This window comes from Pseudomonas sp. NBRC 111133 (assembly GCF_001320605.1).
In the GTDB taxonomy this organism is placed as follows: Bacteria; Pseudomonadota; Gammaproteobacteria; order Pseudomonadales; family Pseudomonadaceae; genus Aquipseudomonas; species Aquipseudomonas monteilii.
Window position 1 is genome coordinate 1 of sequence record NZ_BCBJ01000101.1, and the last position, 12006, is coordinate 12006.

Genomic DNA, 12006 nt, shown 5'->3' on the forward strand with positions numbered 1-12006 from the left:
GGGATCTGGCCGAGTTTGACCGGCTGGAGATCATTCGTACCTGGCGGTTTGCCCGTGGGGACCGTTTGTCCAGTAATTGAATGCAGGCTTGGGCGTTGGGCTTGAGATGTGTGGTGGCGCTCGATCTCAAAGGCGCCAAAAACCTAAAGGCAGGCGTCAACCAAACGACACAAATCCGCACCTTGTCAGCCTCGCCACCTGGCGCCACACTATCCCCCATGAAAACCCTCGCCCCGAGCTACCTCAAGCATCAGTTCCTGATCGCCATGCCGCACATGGCCGATCCGAACTTCGCCCAGACCCTCACGTACATCGTCGAGCACAACGAGCATGGCGCCATGGGCCTGGTGGTCAACCGGCCGCAGGAGCTGAACCTGGCCGACATCCTCGAGCAGCTGCGCCCGGATGAAACACCACCGGCCAGCACCTTGCAGGTGCCGATCTACCAGGGTGGTCCGGTGCAGACTGACCGCGGCTTCGTGTTGCACAGCAGCGAATGCAGCTTCCAGGCCACCGTGGCGCTGGAAGGGCTGGCGCTGACCACGTCGCAGGACATCTTGCTGGCCATCGCTGCCGGGGTAGGCCCGAAACAAAGCCTGATCACCCTGGGTTATGCCGGCTGGGAAGCCGGACAGCTGGAAGCCGAGCTGGCCGACAACGCCTGGCTCAACTGCCCGTTCGACCCGGAAATCATCTTTGGCCTGGCCAGCGACCTGCGCCTGGACGCCGCCGCCGCCAGCCTGGGGATCAACCTGAACCTGCTGACCAGCCAGGCGGGCCACGCCTGATGGCCGAACTACGCCTGCTGCTGGGTTTTGACTACGGCAGCAAACAGATCGGTGTGGCCGTTGGCCAGGTCATTACCGGCCAGGCCCGCGAGCTGTGCACCCTGAAGGCGCAGAACGGCGTACCGGACTGGGCTCAGGTGGAAAAGCTCATCAATGAGTGGAAACCCGACGCCATCGTCGTCGGCCTGCCGCTGAACATGGACGGCACGCCCAGCGAAATGAGCGCCCGCGCCGAAAAATTCGCCCGCCGCCTGAATGGCCGCTTCAACCTGCCCGTGCACACCCACGACGAGCGCCTGACCACCTTCGAGGCCAAAGGCGAGCGCATGGCCCGTGGCGGCCAGCGCGGCAGCTACCGCGACAACCCGGTCGATGCCATCGCCGCCGCCCTGTTGCTACAAGGCTGGCTGGAGGCCAATACCTGATCATCTTTGCCGCCGGGCCCGCCCGGCGCACCCTTCCGAGGAGCCCGCAATGAGCCTACCCAATCCCGCCGAGCTGATCCGGCAGATGGCTGTCGACCTTGGCGTCCACCTGGCCCGCCGCAACATCAGCGAGCCACGTTACATCGGCATCCGCACCGGCGGTGTCTGGGTTGCCCAGGCCCTGCAGGAAGCCATGGGTGATACCAGCCCCATGGGCACCCTGGACGTTTCGTTCTACCGCGACGACTTCAGCCAGAACGGCCTGCACCCGCAAGTGCGCCCGTCCGAGTTGCCGTTCGAAGTGGAAGGCCAGCACCTGGTGCTGGTGGATGACGTGCTGATGAGCGGCCGCACCGTGCGCGCTGCGCTCAACGAACTGTTCGATTATGGCCGCCCGGCCAGCGTCACCCTGGTCTGCCTGCTGGACCTGGATGCCGGCGAACTGCCGATCCGCCCGAATGTGCTGGGTGCCACCCTGTCGCTGGCCGCCCATGAACGGGTAAAATTGACCGGACCCGCACCGCTCGCCCTCGAGCGCCAGGACCTCGCCTCCGCTTCCGCCCTTTAAGAGTCCCCCGCGATGACGCCATTCGACGCCAAGCGCCCGCTGCAGCTCAATGATCAGGGCCAGCTGCGCCACTTCCTCTCGCTGGACGGTTTGCCCCGCGAACTGCTCACCGAAATTCTCGACACCGCCGACTCCTTCCTGGAAGTTGGTGCCCGGGCAGTGAAAAAAGTCCCGTTGCTGCGCGGCAAGACCGTGTGCAACGTGTTCTTCGAAAACTCCACCCGTACCCGTACCACCTTCGAGCTGGCAGCCCAGCGCCTGTCGGCCGACGTGATCAGCTTGAACGTGTCGACCTCCTCGACCAGCAAGGGCGAGACCTTGTTCGACACCCTGCGCAACCTCGAAGCCATGGCCGCCGACATGTTCGTCGTGCGCCACTCCGACTCCGGCGCCGCACACTTCATCGCCGAGCACGTGTGCCCGGACGTTGCCGTGATCAACGGCGGTGACGGCCGCCATGCGCACCCGACCCAGGGCATGCTCGACATGCTCACCATCCGCCGCCACAAGGGCAGCTTCGAGAACCTGTCGGTGGCCATCGTCGGCGACATCCTGCACTCGCGCGTGGCCCGCTCCGACATGCTGGCGCTCAAGGCGCTGGGTTGCCCGGATATCCGCGTGATCGGCCCGAAAACCCTGATTCCGATTGGCATCGAGCAGTATGGCGTGAAGGTGTACACCGACCTCGCCGAAGGCCTGAAAGACGTCGATGTGGTGATCATGCTGCGCCTGCAACGCGAGCGCATGGCGGGTGGTTTGCTGCCCAGCGAAGGCGAGTTCTACCGCCTGTTCGGCCTGACCACCGCACGCCTGGCCGGGGCCAAGCCCGACGCCATCGTCATGCACCCGGGCCCGATCAACCGGGGCGTGGAAATCGAGTCGGCGGTGGCCGACGGCAAGCACTCGGTGATCCTCAACCAGGTCACCTACGGCATCGCCGTGCGCATGGCCGTGCTGTCCATGGCCATGAGCGGGCAGAACGCGCAACGTCAATTCGACCAGGAGAACGCCCAGTGACCCTCAGTATTCTCGGCGCCCGGGCCATCGACCCCAAGACAGGCCTGGATCAGGTGACCGACCTGCACCTGGACGGCGGCCGCATTGCCGCCATCGGCGCTGCCCCGGCCGGCTTCAGCGCCAGCCGCACGATCCAGGCCGATGGCCTGGTTGCCGCGCCCGGCCTGGTCGACCTTGGCGTGTCCCTGCGCGAGCCGGGCTACAGCCGCAAAGGCAACATCGCCAGTGAAACCCGCGCGGCCGTGGCGGGTGGTGTCACCAGCCTGTGCTGCCCGCCGCAAACCAAGCCGGTACTGGACACCTCGGCCGTGGCCGAGTTGATCCTGGACCGCGCCCGCGAAGCCGCCAACAGCAAGGTCTACCCGATCGGCGCCCTGACCAAAGGCCTGGAAGGCGAACAACTGGCCGAGCTGGTAGCCCTGCGCGACACCGGTTGCGTGGCCTTTGGCAACGGCCTGAAGGAAATCCCCAACAACCGTACCCTGGCCCGCGCCCTGGAATACGCCGCCACCTTCGACCTGACCGTGGTGTTCCACTCCCAGGACCGCGACCTGTCCCAGGGCGGCCTGGCCCATGAAGGGGCCATGGCCAGCTTCCTCGGCCTGCCGGGCATTCCGGAAACCGCCGAGACCGTGGCCCTGGCGCGCAATCTGCTGCTGGTGGAACAGACCGGCGTGCGTGCTCACTTCACCCAGATCACCAGCGCCCGTGGCGCGCGGCTGATCGAGCAGGCCCAGCAGCTTGGCCTGCCGGTGACCGCCGATGTGGCGCTGTACCAACTGATCCTTACCGACGAGTCGCTGCGTGAGTTCTCCAGCCTGTACCACGTGCAGCCACCGCTGCGCACCGCCGCCGACCGTGACGGCCTGCGTGCGGCGGTGAAGTCGGGCGTGATCCAGGCGATCTCCAGCCACCACCAGCCGCACGAACGCGATGCCAAGCTGGCACCGTTCGGCGCCACCGAGCCGGGTATCAGCAGCGTCGAGTTGCTGCTGCCACTGGCCATGACGCTGGTGCAGGACGGCCTGCTCGACCTGCCGACCCTGCTCGCCCGCCTGAGCAGCGGCCCGGCGGCTGCACTGCGCCTGCCGGCCGGTGAGCTGAAAGTGGGTGGCGCGGCCGACCTGGTGCTGTTCGACCCTCAAGCCTCCACCGTTGCCGGCGAGCAGTGGTTCTCGCGTGGCGAGAACTGCCCGTTCATCGGCCACTGCCTGCCGGGTGCCGTGCGTTATACCTTGGTCGATGGGCATGTTTGCCACGAGGCCTGAGTAACCTTCTTCGCGGGCACGCCCGCTCCCACAGGATCACCACTAACCCAAGGCATGTGGTAACCCTGTGGGAGCGGGCATGCCCGCGAATGCCCTCGCACGGTTCCCCCTGCCAAGCGCGACCATTCATCCCCCACGGTTGAAATCCTTCCCCCCACCCCCATATGAGTCTGCATCAGGCACTTTCGCCCCGCTGCGTGGAGACTCTCCCCTTGACCACCATCGTTTCTGTCCGCCGTAACGGCAAAGTCGTCATGGGTGGCGACGGCCAGGTATCCCTCGGCAACACCGTGATGAAAGGCAACGCCAAGAAAGTGCGCCGCCTGTACCACGGCCAGGTCATTGCGGGCTTCGCCGGTGCCACCGCCGACGCCTTCACCCTGTTTGAACGCTTTGAAGGCCAACTGGAAAAACACCAGGGCCACCTGGTCCGCGCCGCCGTCGAGCTGGCCAAGGAATGGCGTACCGACCGCTCCCTGAGCCGCCTGGAAGCCATGCTGGCTGTGGCCAACAAGGACGCGTCCCTGATCATCACCGGTAACGGCGACGTGGTCGAACCCGAAGACGGCCTGATCGCCATGGGTTCCGGTGGCGCCTACGCCCAGGCCGCAGCCCGCGCCCTGCTGAACAAGACCGACCTCTCGGCCCGTGAAATCGCCGAAACCGCCTTGAACATCGCCGGTGACATCTGCGTGTTCACCAACCACAACCTGACCATCGAGGAGCAGGACCTGGCCGACTGATTCAGCTGTTCTGGCGCCCCTTCCCAGTGACGGGGCTTTTCCACGCTGATTCATCTGCCCAAGGACCGTATTGACCATGTCCATGACCCCCCGCGAGATCGTCCACGAACTCAACCGCCACATCATCGGCCAGGACGACGCCAAACGCGCCGTGGCCATTGCCCTGCGCAACCGCTGGCGCCGGATGCAGCTGCCTGCCGAGCTGCGTGCCGAAGTCACCCCGAAGAACATCCTGATGATCGGCCCTACCGGCGTCGGCAAAACCGAAATCGCCCGTCGCCTGGCCAAACTGGCCAATGCGCCGTTCCTCAAGGTCGAAGCCACCAAGTTCACCGAAGTGGGCTACGTGGGCCGTGACGTCGAGTCGATCATCCGTGACCTGGCCGATGCCGCGCTGAAGATGCTGCGCGAGCAGGAGATCATCCGCGTGCGCCACCGCGCCGAAGATGCCGCCGAAGACCGCATCCTCGATGCCCTGCTGCCACAGGCACGGGTGAGCAGCTTCGCCGAAGAAGCCGCACAGACCAGCACCGATTCCAACACCCGCCAGCTGTTCCGCAAGCGCCTGCGTGAAGGCCAGCTGGACGACAAGGAAATCGAAATCGAAGTGGCCGATGCCGTGGGCGTCGAAATTGCCGCGCCACCCGGCATGGAAGAAATGACCAACCAGCTGCAAAGCCTGTTTGCCAACATGGGCAAAGGCAAGCGCAAGGCGCGCAAGCTGAAGGTGAAAGAAGCGCTGAAGATGGTGCGCGATGAAGAAGCGAGCCGCCTGGTCAACGAGGAAGAGCTCAAGGCCAAGGCCCTGGAAGCGGTCGAGCAGCATGGCATCGTGTTCATCGACGAAATCGACAAGGTTGCCAAGCGCGGCAACGTTGGCGGTGCTGACGTGTCCCGTGAAGGCGTACAGCGCGACCTGCTGCCGTTGATCGAAGGCTGCACCGTCAACACCAAGCTGGGCATGGTCAAGACCGACCACATTCTGTTCATTGCCTCGGGTGCATTCCACCTGAGCAAGCCAAGCGACCTGGTGCCCGAGCTGCAAGGCCGTCTGCCGATTCGCGTGGAACTGAAGGCACTGACCCCGGAAGACTTCGAACGCATCCTGCAAGAGCCGCATGCCTCGCTGACCGAGCAGTACCAGGCCCTGTTGAAAACCGAAGGCCTGAACATCGCGTTCCAGGCTGACGGCATCAAGCGCCTGGCCGAGATTGCCTACCAGGTGAACGAGAAGACCGAGAACATCGGTGCACGTCGCCTGCACACCCTGCTTGAGCGTTTGCTCGAAGAGGTGTCGTTCAGTGCTGGCGACCTGGCCAGCACCCACGACGAAACGCCGATCCAGATCGACGCTGCCTATGTGAACAGCCACCTGGGTGAGCTGGCGCAGAACGAAGACTTGTCGCGTTACATCCTGTAAGTCCGCACGGGGCCGCTTTGCGGCCCCTTGCACATTCCTCCAAATCTCCAGAAGCTGTACTTCATCAGCTCCCGAGAGATTCCCCCATGGCCCGTCTACCTACCGCCATCAACCTGCACAAAGCCTCGAAAACCCTCACCCTCACCTACGCCCCCGGCGAGGTGTACACCCTGCCCGCCGAATTCCTGCGCGTGCATTCCCCCTCCGCCGAGGTCCAGGGCCACGGCAACCCCATCCTGCAATTTGGCAAGATCAACGTCGGCCTCGTCGGCCTGGAACCTGCCGGCCAATATGCACTGAAAATGACCTTCGACGACGGCCATGACAGCGGCCTGTTCACCTGGGAGTACCTTGAACAGCTGTGCCTGCGCCAGGAACAGTTGTGGGCCGAGTACCTCGACGAACTGCACAAGGCCGGGAAATCCCGCGATCCGGCCGAATCGGTCGTGAAACTCATGCTCTAGCGCAAGGGCTGCAGGGTTTAGAGCGCATTTTCTAAATTCATCTGTTTGAATGACTTACAGACAGCCCAGTGAAGGGCTGTCTTGCGCATTACATGAAAGTCGGGTAACCAATGGGTGTGGCAAGTTCCCTGCATCATTTTGCAGGCAGTCAGAACCCCCGCAGCACCGCTGTTCCTTATCACTGGTCACCCGAGTAGCAGTACCGGGCTCAGGGCTGTGCTCCTGTCACAGCAACCGGTACTCGTCTCAGGACAACGGAGCGTCGTAGATGAGTAACAAGAACAACGATGAGCTGCAGCGGCAGGCCTCGGACAATACCCTGGGGCTGAACCCGGTCATCGGCATTCGCCGCAAGGACCTGTTGAGCTCGGCACGTACCGTGCTGCGCCAGGCCGTGCGCCAACCGCTGCACAGCGCCAAACATGTGGCCCACTTTGGCCTGGAGCTGAAGAACGTGCTGCTGGGCAAATCCAGCCTGGCCCCGGAAAGCGACGACCGTCGCTTCAATGACCCGGCCTGGAGCAACAACCCGCTGTACCGCCGCTACCTGCAAACCTACCTGGCCTGGCGCAAGGAGCTGCAGGACTGGATTGGCAGCAGCGACCTGTCACCGCAAGACATCAGCCGCGGCCAGTTCGTCATCAACCTGATGACCGAAGCCATGGCACCGACCAATACCCTGTCCAACCCGGCAGCGGTCAAACGCTTCTTCGAAACCGGTGGCAAGAGCCTGCTCGACGGCTTGTCTAACCTGGCCAAGGACATGGTCAACAACGGCGGCATGCCCAGCCAGGTAAACATGGACGCCTTCGAAGTGGGTAAGAACCTGGGCACCAGTGAAGGTGCCGTCGTGTACCGCAACGATGTACTGGAGCTGATCCAGTACAGCCCGATCACCGAACAGGTGCATGCCCGCCCGCTGCTGGTGGTGCCGCCGCAGATCAACAAGTTCTATGTGTTCGACCTGAGCCCGGAGAAGAGCCTGGCGCGCTACTGCCTGCGCTCGCAGCAGCAAACCTTCATCATCAGCTGGCGCAACCCGACCAAGGCCCAGCGCGAGTGGGGCCTGTCCACTTACATCGATGCGCTCAAGGAAGCGGTCGATGCCGTGCTGGCCATTACCGGCAGCAAGGACCTGAATATGCTCGGTGCCTGCTCCGGCGGCATCACCTGCACCGCACTGGTAGGCCACTATGCCGCCCTCGGTGAGAACAAGGTTAATGCCCTGACCCTGCTGGTCAGCGTGCTGGACACCACCATGGATACCCAGGTTGCGCTGTTCGTCGACGAGCAGACCCTGGAGTCTGCCAAGCGCCATTCCTACCAGGCCGGCGTACTGGAGGGCAGCGACATGGCCAAGGTGTTCGGCTGGATGCGCCCCAACGACCTGATCTGGAACTACTGGGTCAACAACTACCTGCTCGGCAACGAGCCGCCCGTGTTCGACATCCTGTTCTGGAACAACGACACCACACGCCTGCCGGCCGCCTTCCACGGCGACCTGATCGAAATGTTCAAGAGCAACCCGCTGACCCGCGCGGACGCCCTGGAAGTGTGCGGCACCCCGATCGACCTGAAGAAAGTGCAGTGCGACATCTTCAGCGTTGCCGGCACCGCCGACCACATCACCCCGTGGCAGTCGTGCTACCGCTCGGCGCACCTGTTTGGCGGCAAGATCGAGTTCGTGCTTTCCAACAGTGGCCATATCCAGAGCATCCTCAACCCGCCAGGCAACCCCAAGGCACGCTTCATGACCGGCGCCGATCGCCCAGGTGACCCGGTGGCCTGGCAGGAAAACGCCACCAAGCATGCCGACTCCTGGTGGCTGTACTGGCAGAGTTGGTTGAGCGAACGTGCCGGGGAGCTTAAAAAGGCGCCGACCCGCTTGGGCAACCGCGCCTATGCCGCTGGCGAAGCCTCACCGGGTACCTACGTTCACGAGCGTTGAGTGGCCTTGCCGTGGCCGCCACCGGCGCGCCACGGTGCTTTTTTCACCGAAGAGTCGAATGCATGCCGGAACCCTACATCTTCAGGACCGTCGAACTGGACGACCAATCCATTCGCACCGCCGTCCGCCCGGGCAAGCCGCACCTGACACCGTTGCTGATTTTCAACGGCATCGGCGCCAACCTGGAGCTGGTGTTCCCGTTCATCGAGGCGCTGGACCCGGACCTTGAGGTCATCGCCTTCGATGTGCCCGGGGTGGGTGGTTCGTCCACACCGCGTCATCCCTATCGCTTTCCGGGGCTGGCCAAGCTGACCGCGCGCATGCTCGATTACCTGGACTACGGCCAGGTCAGCGCCATCGGCGTGTCCTGGGGCGGCGCCCTGGCCCAGCAGTTCGCCCATGACTACCCGGAGCGCTGCAAGAAGCTGGTGCTGGCTGCCACTGCCGCCGGTGCCGTCATGGTGCCGGGCAAGCCCAAAGTGTTGTGGATGATGGCCAGCCCCAGGCGCTACGTGCAGCCCTCCCATGTCATCCGCATCGCGCCAATGATCTACGGCGGTACCTTCCGCCGCGACCCGGACCTGGCCCTGCACCATGCGTCCAAGGTCCGCTCTGGCGGCAAGCTGGGCTACTACTGGCAGCTTTTCGCCGGCCTGGGCTGGACCAGCATCCACTGGCTGCACAAGATCCACCAGCCGACCTTGGTGCTGGCCGGTGACGACGACCCGCTTATTCCGCTGATCAACATGCGCCTGCTGGCCTGGCGGATTCCCAACGCCCAGCTACACATAATCGACGATGGCCACCTGTTCCTGATTACCCGGGCCGAGGCGGTCGCACCGATCATCATGAAGTTTCTCCAGGAAGAACGTCAGCGCGCGGTCATGCATCCGCGCCCCGCCTCCGGCGGTTGATTGTCGCTGCCCGGAAAGCGGGTAAGACGAGGGAGTGTTGCCATGACAGACAAACCGGCCAAAGGAACGAAAACGCTCCCCGCCACCAGCATGAACGTACAGAACGCCATACTCGGCCTGCGCGGGCGCGACCTGGTGTCGACCCTGCGCAGAGTGGGCCGCCACGGCTTGACCAACCCGCTGCATACGGCGCGCCACCTGCTGGCACTCGGCGGCCAGCTGGGCCGCGTGATGCTGGGCGACTCGCCCTACCAGCCCAACCCCCGCGACGCCCGCTTCAGCGACCCGACCTGGAGCCAGAACCCGTTTTACCGCCGTGGCCTGCAGGCCTACCTGGCCTGGCAGAAGCAGACCCGCCAATGGATCGACGAAAGCCACCTGGACGACGATGACCGGGCCCGCGCGCACTTTCTGTTTGGCTTGATCAATGACGCCCTGGCGCCGAGCAACTCGCTGCTCAACCCGCTGGCGGTAAAGGAACTGCTCAATACCGGCGGGCAAAGCCTGGTGCGTGGCGTGGCCCACCTGCTCGACGACCTGCGCCATAACGACGGCCTGCCGCGCCAGGTGGACGAGCGCGCCTTCGAGGTGGGGGGCAACCTGGCGGCAACACCCGGCGCAGTGGTGTTTCGCAATGAGCTGCTGGAGCTGATCCAGTACAAGCCGATGAGTGAAAAGCAACACGCCCGGCCCTTGCTGGTGGTGCCGCCACAAATCAACAAGTTCTATATCTTCGACTTGCAGGCACACAACAGCTTCGTCCAGTACATGCTCAAGAACGGCCTGCAGGTGTTCATGGTCAGCTGGCGCAACCCCGACCCGCGCCACCGCGAGTGGGGGCTGTCCTCGTATGTGCAGGCCCTGGAGGAAGCGCTCAACGCCTGCCGCAGCATCAGTGGCAACCGCGATCCCAACCTGATGGGCGCCTGCGCAGGCGGGCTGACCATGGCCGCGCTGCAGGGGCATCTGCAGGCCAAGCGCCAACTGCGCCGGGTACGTAGCGCCACGTACCTGGTCAGCCTGCTGGACAGCAAGTTCGACAGCCCGGCCAGCCTGTTCGCCGACGAGCAGACCGTCGAGGCCGCCAAACGGCGCTCGTATCAACGGGGGGTGCTGGATGGCGGCGAGGTGGCCAGGATTTTCGCCTGGATGCGCCCCAACGACCTGATCTGGAATTACTGGGTCAACAACTACCTGCTGGGCAAGGCGCCGCCCGCGTTCGACATCCTCTACTGGAACGCCGACAACACGCGCCTGCCGGCAGCCCTGCACGGCGACTTGCTGGACTTCTTCAAGCACAACCCCCTGACCCACCCCGCTGGCCTTGAAGTGTGCGGCACGCCCATCGACCTCAAGCAGGTCGACCTGGACAGTTTCACCGTGGCCGGCAGCAACGATCACATCACCCCGTGGGATGCCGTGTATCGCTCGGCCTTGCTGCTCGGTGGCGACCGGCGCTTCGTGCTGGCCAATAGCGGGCACATCCAGAGCATCATCAACCCGCCGGGCAACCCTAAGGCTTACTACCTGGAAAACCCTAAGCTTTCGGGCGACCCGCGCGCCTGGTTCTACGAAGCCAAACGCAGCGACGGCAGCTGGTGGCCCCTGTGGCTGGAATGGATCACGCCACGTTCCGGCCCGCTCAAGGCACCCCGTACCGAACTGGGCAACAGCACGTATCCACCGCTCGGCCCGGCGCCAGGCACCTATGTCCTGACCCGATGAGCCCGACAACTGGATGAAGACCCGCGACCGTATCCTCGAATGCGCCCTGCAACTGTTCAACCAGCAGGGCGAACCGAACGTTTCCACCTTGGAGATTGCCAACGAACTGGGTATCAGCCCTGGCAACCTGTACTACCACTTCCACGGCAAGGAGCCGTTGGTGCTGGGCTTGTTCGAGCGCTTTGAAGAAGCGCTGATGCCTTTGCTCGACCCGCCCCTGGAAGTACGCCTGGACGCCGAGGATTACTGGCTGTTCCTGCACCTGATCGTCGAGCACATGGCCCAGTACCGCTTCCTGTTCCAGGACCTGTCCAACCTGACCGGGCGCCTACCCAAGCTGGCGCGGGGCATGCGTAGCCTGATCAACGCGCTCAAGCGTACGTTGGCGGCGCTGCTGGCCAGCCTCAAAGGCCAGGGGCTGGTGGAGAGTGAGACCCAGGCGTTGGGGCAGTTGGTGGAGCAGATCACCCTGACGTTAATGTTCTCGCTGGATTACCAGCGGGTGCTGGGGCGCGAGGGGGATGTGGGGATTGTGGTGTATCAGGTGATGATGCTGGTGGCGCCGCATTTGCAGGCGCAGGCGCGGGCGGCGGCGGAGCAGTTGGCGGTGCGGTATCTGGAGGGGTAGGCCTGTTGTTTAGGCGCTAAGGCCTTCGCGGGCAAGCCCGCCCCCACAGGTAGATCACTGCTCTCAAGGGCTGTGATGTACCTGTGGGAGCGGGCTTG

The 12006-nt window shown here is 64.0% G+C and carries 12 protein-coding genes; all 12 read left to right on the plus strand.

What is annotated here, in order from left to right; all coding sequences use genetic code 11:
- The first annotated feature begins 218 nt into the window (after positions 1-218).
- Positions 219-788: a YqgE/AlgH family protein gene (locus APH36_RS23425; RefSeq protein ID WP_060500582.1), complete on the plus strand. Its 570-nt coding sequence runs from the start codon at positions 219-221 to the stop codon at positions 786-788.
- Positions 788-1213: a Holliday junction resolvase RuvX gene (ruvX, locus tag APH36_RS23430; RefSeq protein ID WP_016489546.1), complete on the plus strand. Its 426-nt coding sequence runs from the start codon at positions 788-790 to the stop codon at positions 1211-1213. Before APH36_RS23425 ends, ruvX begins: the two co-directional genes overlap by 1 nt.
- A 49-nt stretch (positions 1214-1262) precedes the next feature.
- On the plus strand, positions 1263-1781 hold the full coding sequence (pyrR, locus tag APH36_RS23435) for a bifunctional pyr operon transcriptional regulator/uracil phosphoribosyltransferase PyrR (RefSeq protein ID WP_060500585.1): 519 nt from the start codon (positions 1263-1265) through the stop codon (positions 1779-1781).
- A 12-nt stretch (positions 1782-1793) separates the two neighbouring features.
- A complete protein-coding gene (locus APH36_RS23440; RefSeq protein ID WP_011536054.1) occupies positions 1794-2798 on the plus strand; it encodes an aspartate carbamoyltransferase catalytic subunit in 1005 nt (334 codons plus the stop codon).
- A complete protein-coding gene (locus APH36_RS23445; protein ID WP_060500587.1) occupies positions 2795-4066 on the plus strand; it encodes a dihydroorotase in 1272 nt (423 codons plus the stop codon). The genes APH36_RS23440 and APH36_RS23445 overlap by 4 nt, the downstream gene beginning before the upstream one ends.
- Positions 4067-4278: 212 nt before the next feature.
- Positions 4279-4809, plus strand: a complete 531-nt coding sequence (gene hslV, locus APH36_RS23450) for an ATP-dependent protease subunit HslV (protein ID WP_003249309.1) — start codon at positions 4279-4281, stop codon at positions 4807-4809.
- 76 nt (positions 4810-4885) lie between these two features.
- Positions 4886-6229 (plus strand): ATP-dependent protease ATPase subunit HslU, encoded by a 1344-nt coding sequence (gene hslU, locus APH36_RS23455; protein ID WP_060500589.1) that lies wholly within the window; start codon positions 4886-4888, stop codon positions 6227-6229.
- Between the two features lie 86 nt (positions 6230-6315).
- Complete coding sequence (locus APH36_RS23460) at positions 6316-6693, plus strand: gamma-butyrobetaine hydroxylase-like domain-containing protein (protein ID WP_060500591.1); 378 nt, start codon at positions 6316-6318, stop codon at positions 6691-6693.
- A 268-nt stretch (positions 6694-6961) separates the two neighbouring features.
- Positions 6962-8641 (plus strand): class II poly(R)-hydroxyalkanoic acid synthase, encoded by a 1680-nt coding sequence (gene phaC / locus APH36_RS23465; protein ID WP_060500592.1) that lies wholly within the window; start codon positions 6962-6964, stop codon positions 8639-8641.
- Between the two features lie 62 nt (positions 8642-8703).
- Positions 8704-9555: a poly(3-hydroxyalkanoate) depolymerase gene (gene phaZ, locus APH36_RS23470; RefSeq protein ID WP_060500594.1), complete on the plus strand. Its 852-nt coding sequence runs from the start codon at positions 8704-8706 to the stop codon at positions 9553-9555.
- A 42-nt stretch (positions 9556-9597) separates the two neighbouring features.
- Positions 9598-11280, plus strand: coding sequence for a class II poly(R)-hydroxyalkanoic acid synthase (phaC, locus tag APH36_RS23475; protein WP_060500596.1), 1683 nt, complete (start codon positions 9598-9600; stop codon positions 11278-11280).
- A 13-nt stretch (positions 11281-11293) separates the two neighbouring features.
- Positions 11294-11908, plus strand: coding sequence for a TetR/AcrR family transcriptional regulator (locus tag APH36_RS23480; RefSeq protein WP_016712425.1), 615 nt, complete (start codon positions 11294-11296; stop codon positions 11906-11908).
- The last annotated feature ends 98 nt before the right edge of the window (positions 11909-12006 follow it).

Coding starts and splice junctions, on each gene's coding strand:
- phaC (WP_060500596.1), top strand. CDS start 9,598: ATGACAGACAAACCGGCCAAAGGAACGAAAACGCTCCCCGCCACCAGC.
- phaC (WP_060500592.1), top strand. CDS start 6,962: ATGAGTAACAAGAACAACGATGAGCTGCAGCGGCAGGCCTCGGACAAT.
- hslU (WP_060500589.1), top strand. CDS start 4,886: ATGTCCATGACCCCCCGCGAGATCGTCCACGAACTCAACCGCCACATC.
- APH36_RS23460 (WP_060500591.1), top strand. CDS start 6,316: ATGGCCCGTCTACCTACCGCCATCAACCTGCACAAAGCCTCGAAAACC.
- APH36_RS23480 (WP_016712425.1), top strand. CDS start 11,294: ATGAAGACCCGCGACCGTATCCTCGAATGCGCCCTGCAACTGTTCAAC.
- pyrR (WP_060500585.1), top strand. CDS start 1,263: ATGAGCCTACCCAATCCCGCCGAGCTGATCCGGCAGATGGCTGTCGAC.
- APH36_RS23440 (WP_011536054.1), top strand. CDS start 1,794: ATGACGCCATTCGACGCCAAGCGCCCGCTGCAGCTCAATGATCAGGGC.
- ruvX (WP_016489546.1), top strand. CDS start 788: ATGGCCGAACTACGCCTGCTGCTGGGTTTTGACTACGGCAGCAAACAG.
- phaZ (WP_060500594.1), top strand. CDS start 8,704: ATGCCGGAACCCTACATCTTCAGGACCGTCGAACTGGACGACCAATCC.
- APH36_RS23425 (WP_060500582.1), top strand. CDS start 219: ATGAAAACCCTCGCCCCGAGCTACCTCAAGCATCAGTTCCTGATCGCC.